We start from the raw sequence: 23,820 nt of genomic DNA on the forward strand, positions 1-23,820 counted from the left end.
CTGTATGTATAAAAAAGGTGTGGTGTCGTAATGATGCTGCACCTTTTGTCTTTTTACCCATTTCCGGGGCTGGGTATCTTTGAGAAAAACAAAGATGTATGCTCACTATTCCTCAAGATATACCCGATTTTGTGCTGTCTTCCCAGCTGGACAATTTTACGATCAGTGCAGACAAACAGGTGGATTTTGTCCTGAAGCAAGGCGATACCATCATATTGCAGGAAAATTATACGCCGGATGCAAGCAATCAGATACGGATACTCGATATGTTCTCCCTGATGGAACCTTATCTGATTGCGTCACCGTTTCTTCAGTTTAGTTATACGGTTTCCGCTTCCGGAGAAACTTCCATTTCTAAAACCTTCACAGTCTTGTTGTGTCGTTCTGTTGTTCCTTGTTCCGCGGAAGATTTTGTGAATGGCTATTTTCTTACTACACTGGCGGGACGTGACAAAGTTACTTCCTTTGGCCGGACAGAGACTCTGTACTTCGTCAATGGGCTATTGACTGAGGAAGAGGCAACTACTGGAGTTACGGCTGAATGTGTATTTGTAAATGATGACAATCGGCTATTAAAGAGAATTGTTCCGTTAAGTCTTGTAACTAAATACGGTATTTATTCGGTCGACGTATCTCCTTCGAGATTTAACTTGTCAGGATATCATTTGTTACGTTACGCTGTAATAGCTGCTTCTCGGAAACAGGTTTTCCATGTGGATCAGTCAGAACCGGAGGCCATTGGTCTGAAGTTCCGTAACTCATTTGGATTGGTAGAAACTTTCTACTTTATCGGTGGCGATACGGTAGAACCGGAGCTTACCCGGAGTGCGTCATACTTTGCCGGTCAGTACAAGACCTATTACGTAGACGAGCAGCGTAAGCACACGCTCAATACAGGATATATTCCAGAATCTATGTTTGCTTTGGCAGATGATTTGGCGAGAACTACGGAAGCCTGGTTGATGGACGATTCCGGAGATATCCCGATAACCATTATAGAAAGTGATACCAGCCGGAGCGATGAAGACGATGGCTTGTTTTCATTTACCGTTACATACATCTTGGCTTCTCGCTGTCAGCAGCGGATTCATTTGCTCCCGGAAGTGTTCGATGATTCTTTCGATGATACTTACAATTAAAGCCTATGAACGTAATACATATCAAAGACGCATTGAGGTTGCTCGAGTCGGGGCAGCCTTGTAACCTGAAGTTATGGAAACTCAGTACAGGCGACATTCTGGAATACCGTGGTGCAGTGTGTGTCGGCTCACATTGGCGCCGGGGTGTCCATCGTGTTCGTCTTCCGGCATCCGGCTTGATCCGGGCTTTCCGCGATATATCTCTTTTCGAAATAAACAACATGACAATTTATCTCTAATATGGACAAAACAATTTCACAATACGACGACAACTTCATTCCTGGTGAGATATTCAACATCGAGGTTTCCAATGTAGCCGCCGAAATGGCATCCGTTGAGGACAGCAGCTTGGTTTTTGACGAAGACGCGAATATCAGAACGACACCTGTTCCGAATCGGAAAGGCATGGTATATGTAAATTTCGGTGAAGACAATCAGCTCCCTTTTAATATTATCAAGATGATTGGTGTTGATGAAGTGATGAGCCAGAACAAGCTGTTCAATGTCATTACTTGTTATGGTGCCGGACTGAAGTATATGGACGTTGATACCAAACAGCCGACAACCCATCCCGAAATCAAACGCTGGCTGGTTCGCAACAGCTTGCCGTTGTTCCAGCTCGAGCAGGCAACAGACATGAAATACTTTTTCTTTTGTGTGTCGGTCATTATTCTTTCTCAGGATGGCAAGCGAATTAACCGTCTGGTGCATAAAGAAGCCTGCTATTGCCGTTTTGAAAAGGCGAGAAATGGCAAAATCAATCATGTGATTTATGCCAATTTCCGTGATAATGTTTCACTCCGTCCGGAGGATTACGAAGTCATTCGTTTGCTTGATCCGCGCGACCCGATGGGTGATCTGATGGTACTCATGGGGCGTGAACCTGGGCGCGATGGCGAAACAAGGATTCGTACCGGCGAACGGAAATTTGCTATTCTGGTACGCTTCCCGACGCCGGGGTTCCAGTATTATCCAATTCCTTATTACACCAGCATCTTCCGGGGCGACTGGTACGATATCAAGCGACTGATCGGGAAAGGCAAGAAGGCTAAGCTCCGCAACCATGCCAGCGTAAAATATCAGGTCGAGGTTCACAAGGATTACTGGCGAAACATCTGTGAAGAAGATCATATCACCGAACCGCTGAAAAAGATGGAGCGCATCAAGAAAGAAAAAGAAAACATCAAGAACTTCGTTTCCGGCATTGAGAACAGCGGTAAGGTTTGGATCACCGGTTACTACATCGATCCGAACGGCCGTGAAGTCCGTATGGTTCGCATCAACGTGATTGAAACCGGCAAGGAGGGTGGTGACTGGAGCGAAGATATTCAGGAAGCCAGTAACATCACCTGCTATGGCGACAACATTCATCCTAATCTGGTAGGTGCCACTCCGGGTAAAGGGCAGAGCAACAACTCCGGTTCAGACAAGCGCGAGCTGTTCACGCTCAAGCAGGCACTGGAGATACCTTTTCATGATCTGATGAACATTCCGCATAACATCGTCATCGAGTACAATGGCTGGAGCGAGAAGGTCTATCCGGATGTTCCCATGGTGCTACTCACTACACTCGACCAGAACACCGATGCCAAACAGAAGACAGCTTCGGATCTTGAAAGCAAATCTTAAAACGAATCAATATGGCTATTACATTTTCACAAGAGATTTTCGAGAAGATATGTTCCTCTGCCACCAATTCCACGGCAGAGGTATACGATATGATTGCTCCTCACCTGGACGATACCCTTCAGAGCATTAATCATGTGTTGCTGGGTGACATGGCAGATAAATTAGATACGGTTCCTGGACTCGAGCAGGCGGTCACAAAGCTGGTTTGTCTGCGTACCTATCAGGAGCAGATTCCGCAGCTCGATCTGGTATTGACTCCGACCGGTTTCGGTGTGGTGTCTAATCAGAATCTGGCTCCGGCTTCGGCCGACAGAGTCAAGAACCTGTTGCAGCAAGTTACCAATGCAGCCGAAGATACCTACGATCGGTGTTTGGAGCTGCTGGTCGGTACCGACTGGGCAGACACAGCACAGGCCCGTATCAATATCCCCAACCTGATATATACCGCCCGACAGCTGAAGATGTATGTTGAATTTCCTTCTTCAGACGTACATCGTTCCAAGCTGAATGAGTTTCGCACGAGAATGTATCAGGCGGAAGAAAAGATCCGGCAGCATGTGTCGTCAGAGTTTTTCGATCATATCCTCGAACAGGCTCGGCATAACGCTTTCACAAAAGAAGAAACCGCCATGGCAGACTATATGTGCAAGTTTATCGGATTTTGTATCATGGGACACTGGCCGGCTGCAAAGAGCATGCTGGAACGTATCGAGAATTATGCGGAATCCAAGGTAGAGGTATTCACAAGTTATAAGGACTCCGAGGCATACAAAGTCAAACATTTCCAGACTTACCAGAATGAAAAAGAAGATTCCGTATACTTTTGGGGGTAGAATCCTCAATTTTCGTTTTCCCACTTCCTGGAAGGAACTCAACCAGGAACAGCTTCGATATGTGTTCCTGGTCATCACGCTGTTTCCTCCGGCCAAGGCAAAGACCTATGTCTTTATGCGATTTACTGGAATACGTGTTCGCAGGAGGATTAAAGAAGGCTGGCTGTGTACTTTCCGTTTGAACTGGCACAAGAAATTGAGATTCATTCTTCAGGACTGGCAGATTCGCAGCTTTCTCCGGCAGATTGATTTTATTTCCGAACCCAATGCTTATCCCGTCAGACTGGACAAGATCGGCGGTCGGTGTGCCATCGATGCGATGTTGCACGGCCTGAGCTTCGAAGATTACCTTTGTTGTGAGAACTACTATCAGGGCTACCTGTATTCGCAGAACGTTTCCCAGCTTAAATCCCTGTATAGTTATCTCTATAAGAAAAAGCCGGGCATAAAAGGTTCGTTGCAGGCAGCCTTTTCCCGGATCAAAGAATACGAATTGGTTTCCGTGTTCCTTTGGTGGGGTAGTATTAAGCTGTACTTCACTTCTCTGTTTCCGCATTTCTTTCAGCCGTTTCACCGTTCGGCCGACGCTGATCAGCCTGAACTACCCGACCTGATGGGTGCGATGAACGCCCAAATCCGGGCACTGACAGGTGGCGATGTAACGAAAGAAAAGGAAGTTTTGCAGATGGATTGCTGGCGGGCCTTGACAGAACTGGACGCCAAAGCACACGATATTCAAATCCTAAAATCAAGACAAAATGGACACAAGTAAATTCTTCGACGGGCACACCTATTTCAAGGAGCTGACCGAGAAAAACAAGCTGGCCAAGGCCAACGCCTTTTTCCCATGTTCCTGTAGCGGTATCAATTCACTCCAGGATGTGCTTGACAATTTCCGGAAACAGTCCGCTTTCGTCTGCATCGACGATACCAACGATGCAGCCACCGAACAGATCGGGGGAGGATGGTTCAAGAAGCGTACCTTCACGGTGTTTCTTCTAATCCGTTACCGCTACGATGACATGACTGATCGTGCGGCAAAGCTGGATATCTGTCGGCAACTCTTCCGACAATTCCATTCTCGTATGATCCGTGATAAATACATATACGAAGATCTGGACTTATCTTTCCTGAATGTATCCAGAATCTACACCCGTGAACTGGGTGAGTATTTCATATCCGGCTGTACCGGCTTGTACTTCATGGCCGAACTGACTGAACCGACTGATCTGTGTTATAAGGAGGACGAATGGGATGGCTAAGACAGACAATAACAGACCGGCAGCAACTGACGAAGATCGTAAGAAATATCAGGAAGCCTGGGCGGAAATGATGGTGACAATCTGGCGTGAGAAAATCGAACGACTGCACGTCATAAATACCTACTCATTGCATCAGCAAATTCGGGATAACGTGATATCATCCACCGACTCTGTATCTACTATCCAGCACAAGTTTCTTGAGTACGGTATCTACCAGGACATGGGTGTCGGCAAAGGGTATACTAAGGGTAATGGCGGTGACTTGCAGATTTTAAATCCTATATATAGAGAGGAACACGGACTTAACGTCCCTCGAAAAGTAGGTCCTAAGCCTGGTGGATATTATACATCTGGCAATCCCCGTAAACCTCGTGAATGGTTCTCACGTCCTTACTTTGCGTCGATCATGGTGCTGAAAGAACAGATGGCGTACATGTACGGAGAAGAGTTTTGCGGTTTGCTGGTCGATAAAATCGAAGAAGCTAACCATAAGCGCAGCACAACACTCAAATCACGTTTGTATGGGACTCGCAAACGTAAATAAACTTATGTCTTTTTGTAGTATAACTCGGTAAGTTTACTTCGTAAAAAACTCAAGATTATGGCAACAAAAACATTCGAAGAACTAAAACAACTGGCAATACAGATTCGTGATGAGAAAACCAACAAACAGAATACTGCTACACGTATCGGTACACAAATGCTCGAGCATCTTGACAAGCTCGAACAAGACTATTATGACAAAACAGCGACTGATGAAGAGCTGAAAGAGCGGGATGAAAAACTTACCGAGCTAGAAAATTCACAACGTATACAGAATAAATTCTTGTTATCTACGATTACACCACCTATAAAAAGTAATAATACTATAATAGGAGAAATAAATAGTTCTTTTCCTGCTTATTATAAAGTTAAAGCAAAAAAAGGAGATGTTTTTAAGTATAAACAATTAGCCAATTTTTATCTTGCTATTGGAAACAGTTATTATATAATAATAAATGAAAATGGAGATGAATTACTTCGTAAAGATGCTTCGGGTATTGATATTCCTGTTAATGCTAATGTAGAATATACTATGCCCGAAGATGGATATATCAGTGTTACTTTTACTAAAAATGATATAGTCGAATTATTAACAAAAGAAGCTGGCGTACTTGAAGGTATTGAAGAAATAAATACAAAAATTAGTGAACAATCAAAAAAATACACTACAACGGATTGGAAAGTAGATATTAGCCCTGTAAAAATTGGTGATGTATTTACAATAACTTTAAATAAATATAATGGAACAAATGATATTAACATATTTGGCTTAATAGATGAAAGTGGAACTGAATATGATGCTTTATTTAGAGGCTTACGAGTAGGTCAATCAATTAAAGTTGTTTTAGAAAAAGAATACAAGGCATTGCGTGTTTTTAAAGGGGCTGGTGATGATGAAATTAATTTTACACTTACTAGTTACGGTGATATATTAGATAAAATTTATGCAAATCAAGAGAAAAACGATAAAAATATAGCTGAATTATCACAAGATAATAAAGATAAATTTGCTAAATTAGAATCAAATATAGATGAATTGCGCAATACACAGAACAAATTTTTGCTATCTACAATTACTCCGCCTATTAAAAATAACAACACTGCGCCCGGAGAAATAAACAGCTCTTGGAATGCTTATTATAAAGTTAAAGCAAAAAAAGGAGATGTTTTTAAGTATGTTCAAAATGTAGATTTTTTCTTAGCAGTAGGAAATAGTTATTATATTATTATTAATAATGAAGGAAAAGAATTACTTAGAAAGGATGCTTTAGGTCTTGACACTCCTATTGACGTTAATACATCATATACTATGCCCGAAGATGGATATATCAGTGTTACTTTTAATCCTTTAGATAGAGTAGAATTGACTTCTAAACAAGCAGGTATTATTGAAGATGTTGAAAATAATAAACAAAGTATATCTGATATATCTAAAGGAATAATCAATATTACTAAAGAATCTTTTTTAAGTATATACAAATTTGGTGTTATTGGTGATAGTCTTACTGTAGGTTATATGACTAATCCTATTAATGGTGAAAAGAAAAATAGAAATATACATTTTTCTTGGGGGCAAATACTAGCAAGAAAAAATGGTCAAAAATGTTTAAATTTTGGTTTCTCAGGTGCAACAGCAACAACATGGTTTACTGATACAAGTAATAAATGTCCTGAATTGATTTCTAATCCTGATAATCTTTGTCAAGCATATATAATTGGAATGGGAACAAATTTAGATACTGGAGGTATTGGTACTATTGATGATATTAATTGGGATAACAAAGATGAAAATGCTTTAACATTTTATGGCCAATACGCTCGTATTATTCAACTTATTAGAGAAATTGCGCCTGAGGCTATTATATTTTGCCTTACAATTCCTTATCCTCACGTTGATACGCGTTTAGAAACAAATGAGGCTATAAGAAATATAGTAAAAGATACTCACATATCTTCTCATACATTCTTAGTAGAAATGACTGAATATAATGAGATAATAAAAGACTATATAGCAGGAGAAGATAAAGGAGATGGTATTAAAACCCTTAATAAGTTTTTTTACGAATGGCATTATGTACCTGCTGGGTATGCTATGATGGCTGAGATATATCAAACTGCAATATCTAATGTTATTAACAACAATGCTGATAATAATGTTGTACTAAGTATTGGACAAACACCTTATGGTAATAATGATATAATAGAATAAATAGTAGAATAACTCGGTAAGTTTAGTGAACTCATCATTCCTTAAATTTATTCTCAATAAACAACTTATTCTATACGATGTTTCAAAGAATCAATATGAATTAACTTGCCATGAAAAAAATATATGATTACATTTGCTCAAAAATAAGAGTTATGAATAATTGGTTAAGCATTTTAATAGATCGGGCTACATCACAAGGATATAAATCTAATGTATTGAGACCTATAATTAGTATTGTTGCTGTTATATTAGCATGTTCTATATATTATTGTTACGTTGACGCTTTATTATTAGCTTTTATAGCTCTTATAATAGTTGTTGTATTTGCATTGGTTTTCATTGGCGTTTTTATTTATTGTATAATAAAAAAGCCAGACTTATTAAGATCTGAGAGGTATAATCTACAGATGAAAGCAATGGAGCAAAATATTTCTTCATCTGGGAATAGCGTAAAAGAGAAACCATTAAGCGAAAAGCAGAAAGTATTTGTTCGAGGAGTAAAGAGCGATTCAGGATATATATTTTTTAGTTCTAATGGCAATTCTAAAACACACAAGGAGGAAACTAAATGAGAATATATATAGTTATTTTAAGCGATATAAAATCAGTTGAATGTGATCAGAAATTTTCTGATTTGGTAAAAAAAAATAACTGGGAATGGTGGAGATACACAGCTTTAAATTGGATTTTAGCAACCCCGGATACTGTATCAACAAATGAGGTATTGACTAACGCAATAGAGTCTTATGGAGTTTCCTTTATTACTATATTAGAAGTATCTATTAATGATGTTGCAGGATTATTCCCTAGTAATGAAATCCAAGATCAACCTTTTGTGTGGTTTAATACAATAAAAGATTCTACTTATGTTCCTAAATGGGAGCGGGTAAAAACAAAGAACTCAGGAGAAAGTAAGTAAATAAATATTAGAAAAGGAATATTTTAAATTTCATCAATATAAAAAGCCAACACTTTTATAAAAAAAAGATGTTGGCTTCTTTTATTTTAAATAAGCCAATTAGATCTCTCTAGCTTGGTAAGTTTAGAATAAGTAAAAATAAATTTTATTGATTGATACTTGAGTCTTGCAAGATATCTTGCAAGACTTTGTCTTTTTATGCTACCTTATGGCACTATACTTTTGAGAAAAACACAAAATAAACATGGAAAAATATGTAGAATTTATCACACAAGACATCCGCTCAGGCGTGATGATCATCTTTATTTGCTTAGTACTGATTTGCAGCGTTTGTTTGCTGGATTTATGGACAGGGATCGATGCAGCCCGGGCTAACAAAGAAAAAATCTGTAGTCGGCCACTGCGTAAGACCGGTACTAAAATTGTCGATTACTTCAGGTTATTGTTGTTCTTCATTATGATTGATATACTGGGATTGTGTTTCCCTTGGTATAATCTACCCTATGGAGCAATCATTGGGACTCTTGGCGTGATGATTGTAGAAGGTTTATCCATCATTGAAAATCTTCGAAAGAAAAAGAGTCATGCAGCCGAAGTTGCAGATATGGCCGTTCGCATCATGGAATGTGCTACACCGGATGAAGCTCAAAAGATTATCAAAACGATTAAGGAGGGCGTGAAAAGATGAAACAGTTACCACGAGGCCTACGGAATAACAATCCAGGCAATATCCGCAATTCAGATGCTACCGACTGGCAGGGTGAAGTTCCTGCATCTAAGAAACAAGACAACACCTTCGAAGAATTCGAAGACATGTCACATGGTTATCGGGCTTTGATCAAGCTGCTGCAGAACTACCGTCGTAAGTACGGATGTCAGACGATTGCAGACTTCATCAGCCGTTGGGCACCCAGAACCGAAAACAACACATCCGGATACATTTCTCGCGTATGCAAGGAAATGCAGGTACCGACTATCTACGTTCCGGATGTAGAGGATAAGGCAACCATGTGCGCTTTTGCAGCTGCTATATCCCAGGTAGAGAACGGTGTTCCTGCCGTAATGTCGGATGTTGAATCAGGCTGGAATTTATTATGAGATCATTTATTCTTACATTCTTTACAATTGTTTTTTGTTCGGTGTTTCTCGGTTGCAAGACAGGGAAACACCTTACTTCCGACAATCACACGCAGATCATCGTACATGATAAGCTGATACCGGTATTCAAGCCTGCGGATTCCGCATCCATCCGGGCTTTGTTGGAGTGTGATTCAAATGGTAGGGTTGTGCTTTCCTGGTTGGATATGGTACAGTCGGAAAACGCACGCCTCTGGTTCAAATTGGATTCTATGGGTAATCTGATGGCGGACTTTAAGGTTCCTTCAGATACAGTATTCATACCAGGCAAAGACAGTACAATTATCCAAAAGACTGTGCAAATGGTAGAGGTGGAGAAAGAGCTTACGTCATGGCAAAAATTCTGTGTGGCGTTCACCGTTGTAGGGCTGATTCTCATTGTGTTGTTTGCATTTTTCAAAGTTCGTTCAATCTTAAAAAGCATAATATGGCAATAGACCAGATAGCGACCGTAGAGGTCCGGGTAAATGGCGAGGAAGCCAAGCAGGAACTCAAGAATCTGGAGGCGATAGCATCCGGATTAAAAAAAGAACTGGCTGATGCTTACGAAGCTGGTGATACGTCTAAGATTAAACAGGTTACATCCGAGCTTCGTAAGACTGAAGCGCAGATTAAGACGTTGAAAAAAGATACTACGGCGCTTACTGAGGTGATGAACAACCTTGATAAAGCGACGCCGAAAGAACTTCGTGCTACTCTGACGGCCATTAATCGACAACTAAACAGTGGTCACATCAAGCGAGGATCTGCGGAATGGAAATACTATCAGCAGCAGGCTAAACTGGTGACGGCCGAACTCCAGAAGATCAAGACGGAGGTGCAGGAAACCGAGAGCTGGATTTCTCGTTTCAATAACGGGCTGACGAAGTGGGGAGGTTTACTGGCGACTGGTGCTGCTACACTCACCGGAGTTTCCATGGCATTGAACACCCTTCGTAATAACCGTGACTCCAAGGAATCCTCTCAGGCTGAGCTAAAAGCCTTGACTGGATTGGATGATTCATCTATTCAGTGGCTTACCGAACAGGCAGAGAAACTGTCTACTACCATGGATGAATCTGGCTTACGTATCCGTCAGTCATCCGACGAGATTCTTCAGGCATATATGTTGGTCGGCTCTAAGAAGCCGGAACTGCTAAAAGATAAAGAAGCCCTAAACGCCGTTACTATCGAAGCCATGCGTCTGGCGGCGGCTGCAAAAATCGACTTGAAGGATGCTGTAACGGCTACTACCGTTTCTCTGAATATGTATGGCGAATCTGCTGATCAGGCGGCGCGTTACGTGAACGTACTGGCTGCCGGTTCTAAAGAGGGTGCAGCTGATGTATCGGCCCAGGCTGCCGCAATCAAGAATGCAGGTGTGGCTGCCTCCGGAGCTGGAGTAAGTATTGAACAGCTTCAAGGTACAATCCAGATGCTGGCGGAGAAAGGGCTGGAGGCAGAGCCGGCAGGTACCGCACTTCGTAAGTTCTTCCTGGTATTACAGACTGGACCGGATGAAACGAATCCGAAAGTGGTTGGTTTACAGACTGCGCTCGAGAATCTGAATAAAAAGTCATTGTCAGCTGCACAGATCCAGACTATGTTCGGCGAAGAAGCCTACTCTGCCGCTACCATCTTGATAGATAATGCAGATAAGGTGCGTCAATATACCGAAGCCGTGACGGATACCAATATCGCTATGGAACAGGCAGCTATCAACTCTGATACCAACGAAGCTAAGATGGCGCAGTACCGTAATAGTATCAAGGAGGCAGGTATCGAGCTGATGGAGCGGCTTAATCCATCGTTATCACTCCTGACCGGATGGACAACAAAGATCATCGTGGCTCTTCCAAAACTGATAGATTGGTTTATAAAGTACAAAGGAATTATCATTACATCAACTGCTGCTATAACTGCATATACAGTTACGGTAAACGCATCCACAATAGCTACCAAGCTGTACGAAACCTGGACAAAATTGGCAACAGTAGCAACACGAGGTTTCAATACGGTACTAAAGGCAAATCCTTTTGGGTTAGCTGTAGCTGGTTTGACGGCTATTGCAACGGCTCTGATGACTTACGTGATTCCGAATACTCGGAAAGCCAAAGACGAGCAGAAGTCATACAATGAAGAATTGGAGAAAATGACTAAAATTTCAGATTCGTTTGTTGATATAAATAAGCGTGCTGATAATTTAAGCAAACTGAATGATCGTCAGAAACAGAATCTTAAAACGGACGCTCAAGAGGAGTTGGCTATTATAGAGGATAAACTTACAAAAGAAGAGATTGCTTACAACGAACAGTTTGAAAAAGAAAAAAAACGTATTCAGGAGCGTGACGATATAAATGAAACTACTAGAAAAGTTCTGCTGAAGGGACTTGATGGTAAATTCAAAGCGCAAAGACAAGCGATTGAAGCTTTGGCTAAACAAAGGACAGAACTTCAAAATATCATTGATAAAATTCCTGATATAGTAACTCCGGTTGTGGATTCAGACCCAAATCCAACTGAAGGCGGAAGCAATAGTTCTCCTGCGACAAAAGAAAATCCTCAGGTAACGGCAGAGAATAAACGGTACTACGATGAACTGGCAGACCTGAAGAAGTCGTACCTCGCCAGCGACGAGATGACACAGCAGGAATATAGTCAGTTTATGGAAGATCTGGAGATGCGTCACCTCGAGAACATGCTGGCCATTGCCGGACTGGAACCAGAGAAACGGCAACAGATCGAGCAGAAGATCCTCGAAGCACGAATTAAGTACAAAGAAGAGTGTGAGAAATTGGATGAAGAAGATGCTAAAAAATCATCCGAAGAAGCGTTCACAAGGCTGGAGAAGCAATACCAGTTGGAGATAGAGAAAGCTACGCAAAAACATTATGACGGTTTGTCATCCGAGCAGGAATATCGTCAGCAACTGATGGACATTCAGAATGAATATTATGATCAGGTACTTTCTTCTTCCGAAATTTCCGAAGAAAAGAAAGCTGAGATTATTGACAAAAAACAGAAAGAGAGTCTTGAAAAATCTCGTAAAAATTATGAAGAAAATCAGCGTAAGGTAAGAGAGCAGCTTTCATTTGCGCAAAACATCGGACAACAATTTGGTGAAGCGTTTGCGGAAATGTTGACAGATTCAGAAACTTCTTTGGGCGACTTTATGAAGGAAACTCTAAAAATCATACTGGATAGTCTTCAGAAGATGATGATAGCTTATATTGCTGAAACACAAATGAAGAATATAGCTACTTTGGGACTGGTCGGGATTGTTAAAGCTGCTGCTGAAATAGCATTGATAACAGCTGCATTTCAGAGTGCAAAGGCTATAATCAGTGGATTTGAAACGGGTGGTTATACCGGTACCGGAAGACATGATGAGCCCAAAGGTATAGTCCATGCTGGTGAATTTGTCGCTAACCGTTATGCCGTGCAGAATCCGGCTGTTCGTCCGGTTCTGGACTTAATTGATCAGGCGCAACGGAACAATACCATCGGTAGCCTGACTGCAAAAGATGTTTCTGCGGTTTTATCAGGTGTTGCATCAACAACAAACAATACCTACTATCAGCAAAGTGTACCTGCTGATAACGGAATGTCTGTTATTATGCTGAAGGCGGTAAAGGTTATTGATTCACTTAATAAGAGATTGGATGAACCGATCTATACATATACTCGGGCTACTGGCAAGATGGGAGTAAACGAAGCTCAAGACTTGGTGGCTCGTATGAAAAACAATGTATCAAGGAGGATTAAATTATGACCAGATTATTCATCGACGGTCAGGAGGTTGTACTTTCTGAAAATTTTGAACTCGAATTGATAACAGAGAATCCGTATTTCACCCGCAATGGAGAATATACTTATGATATAGATATCGATTTGAGAGATCCTGGTAATCGGAGAATCTATCAGAATATCAACAGGTCTGATGTCACAAAAGGACTAAAGAACCGTAAGGCGACATTAATGTCAGGAGCCCTTGAAATAATATCAGGTGTGGAGGTTGTTCTTTCGATTGAAAATTATACCGCTAAAATTCAGATCGTAGCTGGTAATTCCCAGTTGAATTACGAAGGGGGTGATACGGATATACGAAGTATGGTTCTTGATGGGATTTCAATGACTTCGCAGCAGGCTATTGATACGTTATTCGGTAAATTTCCGGAAAACAACGTCGTATATCCGCCGGTGGTTAATTACACTGAATCGGACGGAAGTTTTTCGATATTAAACAACGTAGAGGTGGGCGAAGATATATCCTTCACAGATGTAGAAAACATATCTCCTCAGTATTATCTGTTGTATGTGATAGAGAATTTGATAACGAAGTTAGGATTCACAAAGGGAATAAATGAGCTGGAGGATGATCCTGTATGGAGCAGATTATTTATCGTTAATCCATATAAGGATTCAGTACTACAAGAGCTGCTGCCTGACTGGACGATAAATGAGTTTATTGAGCAGATTGAATTATACCTTGACTGTATCATTGTTATAGATAAGATAGATAAAAAATTCAATATAATCAGTTTAAATAAATATTTTGAAAATCAGGATATTGTTTATTTAGACGATGTTGTTGATGACAGTACCGAAAAGACATACGACGTGGATACGAATTATGCGTTTGCATATACTTATGTATCTTATGATTTACCCAGTGATGAATATTACAATTACCTGAAATTGAAAGAGGGTGTAAGAGAGAATTGTTCTACTGTTTCCAGTCCTGAGTGGGATGATTTTAAAACCAAGTATGATCAGTATTATTCCGGCCCCTATATCTTACATTCAGAAGACTATGGGCTTGATTATGTTGTTACCGATTATTCTGTTTCTGGAGAAACCAAAAAAGGTCTGATAATCGTTGACCGATTCAAGGATGCGGGTAATTTAGATTCACGGGATAAAAGTTCATTCCAGATTGTACCTGCTGAAGTCGAAAAAATAGAAATACATAGTACTACAGGTGGACGCTACCTGATTGGTCCGGCTGTAAAAAAGTTAAGAGTGGATCCTGAAAGCACTGCCATTAATGATTTGATAAATAGTTCTGGCAATAATACAGATATCCCTGACAGGCTGTATGTCGGTATTTATTATGGTATACAAAAAGCATTAAATCGAGGTCCTAATGAATACCCAGGTGAGTATTGGGATAAAATGCCAATGGGTTCGAATGATAGATATTTCATTCAAAAACCGACTACGCTTGGCGGTGATCAGAGTATTCTTACCTTGCCCGATTATACAATTACCCTGGATGGAGATAATGGTTTGTTTAATAGAGTCTATAAGAATAAACGTGAGATAGATACTTCAGTCGAATATACTTTTCAGTTTTTGACGAATAAAGTATATGACCTAAATAGGATTTTTGTCATACGCAATAAAAAATACTACTGTAAAGAAGTACACTATAAAATAACGCCTAAAGGTATGGATAAAATAGCAGAGGGCATTTTTTATCTTGCAGATTCTGAATAGAGTTTTCTTCATATTTTTTGTAGGTATTCGTTGTGAAACGGATACTCTACTAAAATTCTCCTTCAAAATGCTTGGTCTCTTCATGTACCGTCATATTGCTACCCTTCAGATACTTATTGGTTGTGGAGATATCCGCGTGGCGCGCCTGGTCACGGGCAATGACAATACCTTCAGCATTGGCCAGGTCACGTATTCCTGAATCTTTCAGGGAGTAGAATTGATAACTGTCTGGGAATCGAAGTTTTTCACGTACCTTATTAAAGTAATTTCTGTAAACTTTAGTGGTTACTTTATTTTTTGAGGGCTTGAAACCTTTACCGAATAGATAATAATTTCCAGGGTTGCTGAAAACATCAAGATCAAGCATTGCTTTAATGAGTTTGTCATTCAAACCGACCATGCCGTCTTTGCGGTTCTTGCTGATGCTCGATGCGATGAATACCTTTTGTTCCTTCAAGTAGATGTCGGACAGCTTGATGTTGGTTATTTCGTCCGGACGGATAAAGGTATAATAAGCGAACTGGCACAAGAACAAAAAGTACGGATTCTCTTTCTTGAGGTATTTCTTCAGCTTTTGTATATCGGTAGACGATAGGGCAGACCGTTTTTTTTCCTCTTCCTGTAACATGCGGATATTCTCTACCGGATTCTTGATAAGGTACTGCTTTTCCATCATCCAGCTGCAAAGTGAAGACAGCCAGGTACGATAATTGTTTCGGGTTCTGGCTGATGAATCACGGTCGAGCAGTACATAATCTAAGAAGTCAGATATAAAAGACTGGTCAATCTGATATGCATATACGATTGCTGGGATGTGCTTCGCCGTGTATTCTTCAAATACTCGCAGGCGCTTCTCGTAATCCTTCAGAGTGTTCTCTTTGATGGTACCAGCCGCATACAGTTTTTCCAGATATATATGATACCTTTGGATAATATCTACATACGGGGTGTATTGCCTTGAATTCTCGACATCCGCCCATGGGTTCCATCCGGAACGGAGTTTGACATTAAGATTGGTGATGATTTCATTAGCTCGACGACGGCGGTCTGAAACTTTGGCGATGCCATTAAGCATATACTTTTTTCTTTTCATTTTCTGCTCCAATGGGTCATAAGAATAGAAATCAATATACCAGTTATTACCTGTGTGGAGCTTGGGTTCTGTATAAGAAATTATACAAAAAACCGATGAACTTTTTCTTTTTGAAGAGTACATTTTTTTATTACGTTTTTCGAATTCGAAAGCGTAATACGGTTTGACATTCAGAAAATTTGCGTCCCGATTTCGTCCTGGGGATAAACGAACAAAAGCTGCAACTTTTTGAGTTACAGCTTTTTATCTCGGCACGGGAAGAGAGGCTCGAACTCCCGACACTCGGTTTTGGAGACCGATGCTCTACCAACTGAGCTATTCCCGTGTTTGCGGTTGCAAAAGTAGTACAAATTTTGGAAACCGCAAGAGATTCTGCCAAATATTTTACCTTCTTTTCCTCACAACAAAGATAAACGGCTGAACATAAGGCGATAATATTCTGCTTTTTTTTCCAACTTCAATGGATAGGCACGACTGGAAGAAGGCATCCGAAACAAAGATAATTTACGATCCCTGAAATAAAACGTGCTCTCTCCTCCCACCGTCGGCTCTTTTGCCTCCATTTGCTCACACAATACATCCGTTGCTTTCTGCCCGGTAGTGACTACTGCCCGACATGCAGGAAGTTGCTGAAGAAGCAAGCCTATATCGGTAGGAGTAACCACTTCCAGAAACTTATCAGAAGCATTGTCTTGCAATCTGCGGACACACGAAGCTGTATCATACAAGGCAATCCCCTTTTCTTGCAGAAAACTTACAATACGTGCCTTGTCAAATACTTTTTCCGGACTGAGAAAATACTCCTTATCCTCAAAAAAGATAAGCCCGAAAATACGCCACATATCATTCTGGAGATTCGGATAGAAGAAATCCATGCTCCACCGTTTCTTCTGTGGAGGAAAGCTTCCTAACATCAACAAGACCGCATTCTCCGGCAGAAAAGGTTCCAGCGGATGACATTCCACTCCTGAAAGCAGATTCTCGTTCACTGTCATGCCTTCGGTTTCGGTTCTTTTTTAGCCAGCAATACAATCTTATAAACGTATTCCGTCATCCATGCCTCCGAATAACCGAGCGCATGCTGATACTGACGAATATTTCCACACGTTTTACGTACACCATCATCTTTCCAATCCACTTTGGTCAGAATGTCATGTACTGCTTTTTCCGTCATGTTACGCAACAACTTCTTGAAAACTCCAGGTGTGCGGAACTTCCATTGCATCAGGTTTCCAATCACCATCATCAAATCCTGACTGAACCCTTGGAACATGAAAAGATAATTCTTTATATCGTTCACATTGCGGCAGTTACGCTTAATAGACCCATCTATTTCCTTAAAGAAAGATTCCTCCAACCCATAAATATCCATCAACATCTTACGGCAACGTGCACGCTCTGCAATCCCTAACTTATTGTTCTGAGTTGGTACCTTCAACGTACGTTTAAATACAGCCAAATCCGGTAAGAAATGAATATTACTAATACCCAACTGAGCCGCCATGACTGCCTGATAATACACACGGATTAAGGTCATGAAATCTTCCATGCCACCGACACGTACCGTTTCGTCAGCTCCATCGGTAGTTTTTTTACCAAAAAGTTTCGAAAATATACTCATAATGTCTTTTTATTAAATTCTACGGATGCAAAGATAATACAAAAAACCGACAACGCAATCACCGGCTTACTTCCGGAAACAGGGAATCTTCCCACACGGCATCTTCTTTTAGGCGGTAAAAGAATGTATGCTCCTGAAAAACTTGCTCAACAAGTCCAAAACGAATAAAATCGGCCAACAACTGACATGCTTCCGGACGAGAAAGACGGGTCAGGCGACTACACCTATTCAATGTAAGCAGCCCCTGGCTACCCAATACCTCCAGCAAACGCTTTTCCCTGTCGGTATAGGTCATTACCACTTCGTCCTTTTTCTCATGGTTCCAAATTCGAAGATGAACAGGTGATGCCAAAATGTTCTCATCGGCAATACGCACATACGCCCAGGACTTACCCTCTTCATCGACGGCTAAAACCGGTTTGCACGCACACTCTTTCACTTCAACTTCCAGCACATCTTTTCCTTCCACCCTGAACACACGATTTTCCGTGATTACCGGAGGACGACAATACATCGTGGCAGCCGCTTCTATCATATAGATTTCTTCTTCCGAACGAATCCCGGCAATCCTACCGTTATCCTTCACTCCCACCAATAACCGTCCTCCTTCGGTATTTGCAAAAGCAGACAAACTTCTGGCTATTTTCCTCGCATCGGATATGGCAAATTTAAAATCCTGATGTACATGCTCACCCTCCGAAATGAGCTGTTGTATGTAGTCTGTTTCTGCAGTTTGTTTCATTCCCAGTTACTCAATCACAATGTTTGTGAGTCATAATGTCCAACACCAGCTTATCGGTTTCGTTCATTCCCTCCGAACCAATCTTGGTCAGGTTACGGATACTGAAATCCACATTGTCTTCAATGATGCCTTCCACAGAAGTCACACATTTTCCTTCCATCGCCAGAATCGCAGAAAAGACTGCCGTTGAGACCCCGCTGGTCAGTTTTAATGCGCAACTCGGCTTGGCTCCATCACAAATCATACCTGTCAGATTGGCAATCATATTCTGCACGGCATAAGCCACCTGCTTATACTCGCCTCCCATCAGATAAGTGATTCCGCAACTACTGCCTGTGGCAGCTACCACACAACCGCACAACGCGGACAGACGGCCTAAATTCTGCTTGATATAAATAGCTGTAAGATGGCTCAAAATCAGAGCACGAATCAGCTCCTCTTCTGATTTATGATTCTCTTGAGCGAACACTACCACAGGAAGTGTGGCTGCGATACCTTGGTTTCCACTTCCGGAATTACTCATCACCGGTATCATAGCACCAGCCATTCGGGCATCGCATGCGGCAGAGGTATAAGAAAGGATATGGGTAAACGTATTGCTACCCATGATATGCTGTTCCTGCTGACTGCTACGCAACATTTTACCCAACTCATGACCATAGTTCCCTTGGAAAGAACGTTCCGCTGCCTGCAGATTCAGACGCTTTGCCTCAAGGATGAAACGAATTTCATCCAACGGAGCAGTCGTAGCAAAATCATACACCTTCTTCAAATTCAAATCGACTTCTTCCACATCAGCTTCAGCTCCAGTCTTTTCTCTATGGTCAAACAAGACATCACCATTCCGTTCTGCATATACAAAATTCGTATGCCCTCCACTGATGATAGCCGTAGCAGTATCCTTCCCGGCAGTACAAGTCACTTCGATGTAAAGTTTCTCCTCAATATCTTCCTTGAGTTCTATTTTTATCCCTTGTCCGGCAATCATCCGTTTGCCTTCTTCCACACTTTCGGGAGTAATGTCCTTCAACACTTCCAACCCATATTCGGATTTTCCTTTCAAAGCTCCCAACGCAATGGCAATGGGCAAGCCAATCATTCCCGTACCAGGGATTCCTACTCCCATCGCATTTTTCAATATATTCGCACTAAGCCGTGCCGTAATGGTTTCCGGACAGCACCCCAAGACTTCTGTGGCCTTAGCCACACATAGAGCCACGGCCACAGGTTCCGTACAACCGATAGCCGGAACGACTTCCCGTCGAATGAGTGCGATAATACGTTCTCTTTCTGACTGTGAAATCATGATTATATTTATTTTTTATAGTTTTTTAATCCAGTTTGCAGGAATTCCACATACTTCTGAATGTCCTCGTCATACGAATAGGATTTGTTCAACGGCATTCCTTCATTATCGAGTAATACATAGAAAGGCTGAGCATTGGCTCCGAATTTAGAACGCTGCAGGTAACTCCATTTGTCACCTACCGTACGCAATGTACGTTCCGTGCCATTCTCTGTCACCTTCACAGGTTCCGGTAATTTCGTTTTCTCATCCACATACAGGGTTATCAGTACGTAATCTTCATTCATTATCTTGCTTACAGTAGGATCTGTCCATACCGCCAGCTCCATCTTACGGCAGTTCACACAACCATATCCTGTGAAGTCAATCATTACCGGCTTTCCCTGCTGACGGGCATATTCCATACCGGCATCAAAATCATTGAATTTCGCATGCACCTCATTCTTATACAAATTGAAATCCTGTGTCTGCATAGGCGGTGCAAAAGCGCTGACAGCCTTCAACGGAGCTCCCCACAATCCAGGAATCATATATACAGCAAATGCCAATGAGAAAAGCGCCATAAAGAAACGGGGTACACTCACCTTGGTCTCGTCATCGTCGTGTGGGAACTTGACTTTCCCTAACAGATACATACCCAGCAAACCAAAAATCACAATCCACAATGCCAAGAAAGTCTCACGGTCAAGCAAACGCCATCCGTACGCCAAATCGGCCACAGACAGAAACTTCAACGCAAATGCCAGTTCCAAGAATCCCAGCGTCACCTTGATGACATTCATCCATCCTCCAGATTTCGGCATGGACTTCAGCCAAGAAGGGAACAATGCGAACAAGGTGAAAGGCAAGGCCAATGCAATGGCAAATCCCAGCATACCGATGGCCGGAGCCACAATACTTTCAGAAGTAGAAACTTCCACCAGCAAGAAACCGATAATCGGACCGGTACAAGAGAAAGAAACCAATGACAAGGTGAAGGCCATCAAGAAAATACTCAGCAACCCGGTGGTCTGCTCTGCCTTGCTATCTACTGCATTACTCCACTTTGAAGGAAGTGTGATTTCGAATGCCCCGAAAAAAGAAGCCGCAAAAACCACCAGCATCAGGAAGAACAAGATATTAAAAATGGCACTTGTGGATAAGTCATTCAAAGCACTGGCCCCAAAAATCAACGTAATGGCCAATCCCAATGTCACATAAATCACCACAATAGAAGCTCCGTATGTCCACGCGTCCCGGATTCCTTTCCGTTTATCCTTCGCACGTTTCAGGAAGAAGCTTACCGTCATCGGAATAATGGGCCATACACAAGGAGTGAACAGTGCCAGCAATCCACCTACGAAACCGGCAAAAAAGATATAAAGCCAGGAGCGTGATTCATTATTCACATTCTCACCAAACGATTTCAGTTCCTCGATAACGGGCTTCCAATAATCGGAAGTCCCCACATTATCAGAGTCCGCACCAATCTGCAACGGAGTGAATGCCACCGAAACCGAATCAGCCGTCTCCGATGTCGACGGTTCTTTTTCAATGGCCGTAGAGGCAACAGCCTGTCCCCCCGCAGCCTCTCCCTTGAAAGAGAAGTCCACATTGGTAGGAGGCAAACAGTTCTCATCATTACAAGCGCCATATTGCAAATAACCGCTCACTTCGTATTTTCCTCCTTTTAGTTTGAGCTTCTGCACAAACGTGGCTGTTCCTTCGAAAAAACGGACCTGCATGCCAAATATCGGATCCATTTTGTCAATTTCCTTACCTGCGGGTTTCAACTTTCCCACCAGTTCCACTCCTTCCAGCTTGTCTACATTAAAAGTAGCTGATACCGGACCTCCGTCAGGCAATTCCGTGGAATACACATGCCACCCTTTTTCCATTTTTCCGGTGAACACAATTTCTACTTCGTTAGCGGATACAGATTTCCACTCGGTTTTAAACTTCACCGGTTCTTGTATTTGGGCGAATACCGGCAAACTTAAAATGGCCATTAACAGCCAGCTAAGAAAAATCTTCTTATTCATAAATATGCACTTGGTGATGTGATAAAACTATATTCTGTAAAAAGTAGCGCAAAGATAATCATTTTTCGAAAGGGAATGCAGGACTACCTATTATTCCATCTTGTTTTTTATTTCAAATACGACAATTTTTACATTCGGAATACTCACTCACCCTGTTCCATATTCTCATCCGGACGATTTTTTTCAGAAAATATTTGCTAAATAAAAAATAATGCCTATCTTTGCACCGCCTTCAAAAAACGAGGTACTCCTAAAAAGAGTTTTGGAGAGGTGGCAGAGTGGTCGATTGCGGCGGTCTTGAAAACCGTTGTACCGCGAGGTACCCGGGGTTCGAATCCCTGTCTCTCCGCAACAAACGCTGAAAATCAGCAAATTGCAAAACAAACACCCAGTTTTACACCCAAGAATGTAAAGTCGGGTGTTTTTGTTTTATTTAAGATAATACAACCACTACATAATAAAAGAGTAGCGATATTAAAAGAATCCGATGAGAAAAGACTAATATTTATCTATCCATTCAGTTTGATTTTTCAGGACTTTACATCGTCCTGAAAGTATTTGTTATTGTATTCCAACGTCAGGAGTGGATTATAATACAAGTTTTTTGTGTGGATAGAATTTCGTTTTGCTTAATGTACGAAAGTACTTATCTATAAACGCATGAAATATTAGCACAATGAATCATTGGAAATCAACTTTGGCCGTGATAGGAATAGGCCAACTCATATCTATTTTAACAAGTACGATTGTTGGCTTCTCCATTATTTTTTGGATTAGCAACGAATTTAAATCCCCGACAGCTTTATCTCTGGCTATTTTAGCTGGATTTTTACCACAATTTGTATTAGGCTTGTTTGCCGGGGTCTATGTTGACAGATGGAATCGAAAGAAAACGATGTTTTATTCGGACTTGTTCATCGCGTTCTGTACCCTATGTCTTTTTATTGTGATAACCAAGGGTTATAAAGACCTTTCTTTTTTTTATCTATTGACTGCTTGTCGTTCAATAGGCAGTACGTTTCATGCACCTGCTTTACAGGCAAGCATCCCTCTACTGATTCCCAAGCACCATCTTGTCAGGGTATCAGGTTTGTACCATTCCATTCAATCCTTCAGTGAGGTGATAGCTCCCGTTGTAGGGGCAAGCCTCGTTGTTTGGCTTCCCATACAGTATATTCTGCTCATAGATGTGATCGGAGCTGTTGCTGCTTGTCTGACCTTACTTTGTGTCCAGATTCCTTCTCTTCAAAAAACGAAAGTTCTTCCAGATTTCAAAAAAGAACTGACGGAATGTTGGCATACCTTGCGGCGTACAATGGGCATTTTGCCTTTATTCGTATGCTTTACGCTGGTGACTTTTGTCCTTATGCCTGTTTTTACGTTATTTCCTTTTATGACGCTTCTGCATTTCAACGGAAACATTTTGCAAATGGGAGTTGTGGAAATGGGTTGGGGCTCAGGGGCATTGTTGGGCGGTTTAGTACTTGCCTGTAAGGCTTTGAAAAGCAAGCAAACATTAGTGATGCATACGGCTTATGTGATATTGGGATTGTATCTGATTAGCGCCAGTTATTTACCATCAAGCGCATTTATAGGTTTTGTTTGCCTAACATTTACAGGAGGCATAGCCTATTCCATTTACCATGCGCTTTTCATCGCTATTATTCAGCAGAACTTGGCTTCGGACATGCTTGGACGGACTTTTTCTCTCATCTTTAGTTTGAGTACCTTTCCATCAATGCTGGGTATCGTAGCTTCAGGATATTGGGTGGAAGCATGGGGTATCACATCCGTCTTTATGATCAGCGGATGGGTTATCTTTCTGATTGGAGTGGGTGCAAATTTTATTTCTTCAATCAAGCAGTTGGATAATTACGCATAGTATTAT

At 41.5% G+C, this 23,820-nt stretch carries 22 protein-coding genes and 2 tRNA genes; 17 read left to right on the forward strand and 7 right to left on the reverse strand.

Annotated features, from left to right (window positions below; translation table 11 throughout):
• Positions 1-98 precede the first annotated feature (98 nt).
• The 15 genes from BQ7480_RS12110 (at position 99) to BQ7480_RS12180 (ending at position 15,149) form a co-directional block, all read left to right on the forward strand.
• Positions 99-1,139: a hypothetical protein gene (locus BQ7480_RS12110; RefSeq protein ID WP_072543069.1), complete on the forward strand. Its 1,041-nt coding sequence runs from the start codon at positions 99-101 to the stop codon at positions 1,137-1,139.
• Positions 1,140-1,144: 5 nt separating this feature from the next.
• The gene (locus tag BQ7480_RS17810) at positions 1,145-1,378 is read left to right on the forward strand and encodes a hypothetical protein (RefSeq protein ID WP_072543070.1); all 234 of its coding nucleotides are present in this window, start codon (positions 1,145-1,147) and stop codon (positions 1,376-1,378) included.
• Between the two features lies 1 nt (position 1,379).
• Positions 1,380-2,768, forward strand: coding sequence for a hypothetical protein (locus BQ7480_RS12120; RefSeq protein ID WP_072543071.1), 1,389 nt, complete (start codon positions 1,380-1,382; stop codon positions 2,766-2,768).
• Positions 2,769-2,779: 11 nt separating this feature from the next.
• The gene (locus tag BQ7480_RS12125) at positions 2,780-3,601 is read left to right on the forward strand and encodes a DUF6712 family protein (RefSeq protein ID WP_072532385.1); all 822 of its coding nucleotides are present in this window, start codon (positions 2,780-2,782) and stop codon (positions 3,599-3,601) included.
• Complete coding sequence (locus BQ7480_RS12130) at positions 3,567-4,373, forward strand: hypothetical protein (protein WP_072543072.1); 807 nt, start codon at positions 3,567-3,569, stop codon at positions 4,371-4,373. The genes BQ7480_RS12125 and BQ7480_RS12130 overlap by 35 nt, the downstream gene beginning before the upstream one ends.
• Positions 4,360-4,863, forward strand: coding sequence for a hypothetical protein (locus BQ7480_RS12135; protein WP_072543073.1), 504 nt, complete (start codon positions 4,360-4,362; stop codon positions 4,861-4,863). Before BQ7480_RS12130 ends, BQ7480_RS12135 begins: the two co-directional genes overlap by 14 nt.
• Positions 4,856-5,407, forward strand: a complete 552-nt coding sequence (locus BQ7480_RS12140) for a hypothetical protein (RefSeq protein ID WP_072543074.1) — start codon at positions 4,856-4,858, stop codon at positions 5,405-5,407. Before BQ7480_RS12135 ends, BQ7480_RS12140 begins: the two co-directional genes overlap by 8 nt.
• A 57-nt stretch (positions 5,408-5,464) precedes the next feature.
• A complete protein-coding gene (locus BQ7480_RS12145) occupies positions 5,465-7,615 on the forward strand; it encodes an SGNH/GDSL hydrolase family protein (RefSeq protein WP_072543075.1) in 2,151 nt (716 codons plus the stop codon).
• A gap of 152 nt (positions 7,616-7,767) precedes the next feature.
• A complete protein-coding gene (locus BQ7480_RS12150) occupies positions 7,768-8,187 on the forward strand; it encodes a hypothetical protein (protein ID WP_072543076.1) in 420 nt (139 codons plus the stop codon).
• Positions 8,184-8,534 carry a hypothetical protein gene (locus BQ7480_RS12155; protein ID WP_072543077.1) on the forward strand — a complete coding sequence of 117 codons (351 nt, stop codon included), beginning with the start codon at positions 8,184-8,186 and terminating at the stop codon, positions 8,532-8,534. Before BQ7480_RS12150 ends, BQ7480_RS12155 begins: the two co-directional genes overlap by 4 nt.
• Before the next feature lie 244 nt (positions 8,535-8,778).
• Positions 8,779-9,222, forward strand: a complete 444-nt coding sequence (locus BQ7480_RS12160) for a phage holin family protein (RefSeq protein ID WP_072543078.1) — start codon at positions 8,779-8,781, stop codon at positions 9,220-9,222.
• On the forward strand, positions 9,219-9,632 hold the full coding sequence (locus BQ7480_RS12165; RefSeq protein WP_072543079.1) for a structural protein P5: 414 nt from the start codon (positions 9,219-9,221) through the stop codon (positions 9,630-9,632). The genes BQ7480_RS12160 and BQ7480_RS12165 overlap by 4 nt, the downstream gene beginning before the upstream one ends.
• Positions 9,629-10,108 carry a hypothetical protein gene (locus BQ7480_RS17945; protein ID WP_072543080.1) on the forward strand — a complete coding sequence of 160 codons (480 nt, stop codon included), beginning with the start codon at positions 9,629-9,631 and terminating at the stop codon, positions 10,106-10,108. The genes BQ7480_RS12165 and BQ7480_RS17945 overlap by 4 nt, the downstream gene beginning before the upstream one ends.
• The gene (locus BQ7480_RS12175; RefSeq protein ID WP_072543081.1) at positions 10,099-13,422 is read left to right on the forward strand and encodes a phage tail tape measure protein; all 3,324 of its coding nucleotides are present in this window, start codon (positions 10,099-10,101) and stop codon (positions 13,420-13,422) included. Before BQ7480_RS17945 ends, BQ7480_RS12175 begins: the two co-directional genes overlap by 10 nt.
• A complete protein-coding gene (locus BQ7480_RS12180) occupies positions 13,419-15,149 on the forward strand; it encodes a hypothetical protein (protein WP_072543082.1) in 1,731 nt (576 codons plus the stop codon). The genes BQ7480_RS12175 and BQ7480_RS12180 overlap by 4 nt, the downstream gene beginning before the upstream one ends.
• A 49-nt stretch (positions 15,150-15,198) precedes the next feature.
• Here the strand turns inward: BQ7480_RS12180 and BQ7480_RS12185 are convergent, their stop codons facing one another.
• From BQ7480_RS12185 to BQ7480_RS12215, 7 genes are all read right to left on the reverse strand, one after another.
• A complete protein-coding gene (locus BQ7480_RS12185; protein ID WP_235816682.1) occupies positions 15,199-16,242 on the reverse strand; it encodes a tyrosine-type recombinase/integrase in 1,044 nt (347 codons plus the stop codon).
• A gap of 252 nt (positions 16,243-16,494) precedes the next feature.
• Positions 16,495-16,567, reverse strand: a tRNA-Trp gene (locus BQ7480_RS12190).
• A gap of 73 nt (positions 16,568-16,640) precedes the next feature.
• A complete protein-coding gene (locus BQ7480_RS12195; protein ID WP_072543084.1) occupies positions 16,641-17,237 on the reverse strand; it encodes a uracil-DNA glycosylase family protein in 597 nt (198 codons plus the stop codon).
• Positions 17,234-17,863, reverse strand: coding sequence for a hypothetical protein (locus BQ7480_RS12200; protein ID WP_022353345.1), 630 nt, complete (start codon positions 17,861-17,863; stop codon positions 17,234-17,236). The genes BQ7480_RS12195 and BQ7480_RS12200 overlap by 4 nt, the downstream gene beginning before the upstream one ends.
• Positions 17,864-17,921: 58 nt before the next feature.
• Positions 17,922-18,605: an AlbA family DNA-binding domain-containing protein gene (locus BQ7480_RS12205; protein WP_072543085.1), complete on the reverse strand. Its 684-nt coding sequence runs from the start codon at positions 18,603-18,605 to the stop codon at positions 17,922-17,924.
• Between the two features lie 10 nt (positions 18,606-18,615).
• The gene (locus BQ7480_RS12210) at positions 18,616-19,911 is read right to left on the reverse strand and encodes an L-cysteine desulfidase family protein (RefSeq protein WP_072543086.1); all 1,296 of its coding nucleotides are present in this window, start codon (positions 19,909-19,911) and stop codon (positions 18,616-18,618) included.
• 8 nt (positions 19,912-19,919) lie between these two features.
• Positions 19,920-21,932, reverse strand: a complete 2,013-nt coding sequence (locus tag BQ7480_RS12215; protein WP_072543087.1) for a protein-disulfide reductase DsbD family protein — start codon at positions 21,930-21,932, stop codon at positions 19,920-19,922.
• Positions 21,933-22,196: 264 nt separating this feature from the next.
• Between BQ7480_RS12215 and BQ7480_RS12220 the strand changes: the two genes are divergently transcribed.
• Positions 22,197-22,281, forward strand: a tRNA-Ser gene (locus tag BQ7480_RS12220).
• A gap of 327 nt (positions 22,282-22,608) precedes the next feature.
• Positions 22,609-23,814 (forward strand): macrolide efflux MFS transporter Mef(En2), encoded by a 1,206-nt coding sequence (gene mef(En2) / locus BQ7480_RS12225; RefSeq protein ID WP_072543088.1) that lies wholly within the window; start codon positions 22,609-22,611, stop codon positions 23,812-23,814.
• The last annotated feature ends 6 nt before the right edge of the window (positions 23,815-23,820 follow it).

Origin of the sequence: Bacteroides mediterraneensis (assembly GCF_900128455.1) — a bacterium.
Taxonomy (GTDB): domain Bacteria; phylum Bacteroidota; class Bacteroidia; order Bacteroidales; family Bacteroidaceae; genus Phocaeicola; species Phocaeicola mediterraneensis.

Coding starts and splice junctions, on each gene's coding strand:
- BQ7480_RS12110 (WP_072543069.1), top strand. CDS start 99: ATGCTCACTATTCCTCAAGATATACCCGATTTTGTGCTGTCTTCCCAG.
- BQ7480_RS17810 (WP_072543070.1), top strand. CDS start 1,145: ATGAACGTAATACATATCAAAGACGCATTGAGGTTGCTCGAGTCGGGG.
- BQ7480_RS12120 (WP_072543071.1), top strand. CDS start 1,380: ATGGACAAAACAATTTCACAATACGACGACAACTTCATTCCTGGTGAG.
- BQ7480_RS12125 (WP_072532385.1), top strand. CDS start 2,780: ATGGCTATTACATTTTCACAAGAGATTTTCGAGAAGATATGTTCCTCT.
- BQ7480_RS12130 (WP_072543072.1), top strand. CDS start 3,567: ATGAAAAAGAAGATTCCGTATACTTTTGGGGGTAGAATCCTCAATTTT.
- BQ7480_RS12135 (WP_072543073.1), top strand. CDS start 4,360: ATGGACACAAGTAAATTCTTCGACGGGCACACCTATTTCAAGGAGCTG.
- BQ7480_RS12140 (WP_072543074.1), top strand. CDS start 4,856: ATGGCTAAGACAGACAATAACAGACCGGCAGCAACTGACGAAGATCGT.
- BQ7480_RS12145 (WP_072543075.1), top strand. CDS start 5,465: ATGGCAACAAAAACATTCGAAGAACTAAAACAACTGGCAATACAGATT.
- BQ7480_RS12150 (WP_072543076.1), top strand. CDS start 7,768: ATGAATAATTGGTTAAGCATTTTAATAGATCGGGCTACATCACAAGGA.
- BQ7480_RS12155 (WP_072543077.1), top strand. CDS start 8,184: ATGAGAATATATATAGTTATTTTAAGCGATATAAAATCAGTTGAATGT.
- BQ7480_RS12160 (WP_072543078.1), top strand. CDS start 8,779: ATGGAAAAATATGTAGAATTTATCACACAAGACATCCGCTCAGGCGTG.
- BQ7480_RS12165 (WP_072543079.1), top strand. CDS start 9,219: ATGAAACAGTTACCACGAGGCCTACGGAATAACAATCCAGGCAATATC.
- BQ7480_RS17945 (WP_072543080.1), top strand. CDS start 9,629: ATGAGATCATTTATTCTTACATTCTTTACAATTGTTTTTTGTTCGGTG.
- BQ7480_RS12175 (WP_072543081.1), top strand. CDS start 10,099: ATGGCAATAGACCAGATAGCGACCGTAGAGGTCCGGGTAAATGGCGAG.
- BQ7480_RS12180 (WP_072543082.1), top strand. CDS start 13,419: ATGACCAGATTATTCATCGACGGTCAGGAGGTTGTACTTTCTGAAAAT.
- BQ7480_RS12185 (WP_235816682.1), bottom strand. CDS start 16,242: ATGAAAAGAAAAAAGTATATGCTTAATGGCATCGCCAAAGTTTCAGAC.
- BQ7480_RS12195 (WP_072543084.1), bottom strand. CDS start 17,237: ATGACAGTGAACGAGAATCTGCTTTCAGGAGTGGAATGTCATCCGCTG.
- BQ7480_RS12200 (WP_022353345.1), bottom strand. CDS start 17,863: ATGAGTATATTTTCGAAACTTTTTGGTAAAAAAACTACCGATGGAGCT.
- BQ7480_RS12205 (WP_072543085.1), bottom strand. CDS start 18,605: ATGAAACAAACTGCAGAAACAGACTACATACAACAGCTCATTTCGGAG.
- BQ7480_RS12210 (WP_072543086.1), bottom strand. CDS start 19,911: ATGATTTCACAGTCAGAAAGAGAACGTATTATCGCACTCATTCGACGG.
- BQ7480_RS12215 (WP_072543087.1), bottom strand. CDS start 21,932: ATGAATAAGAAGATTTTTCTTAGCTGGCTGTTAATGGCCATTTTAAGT.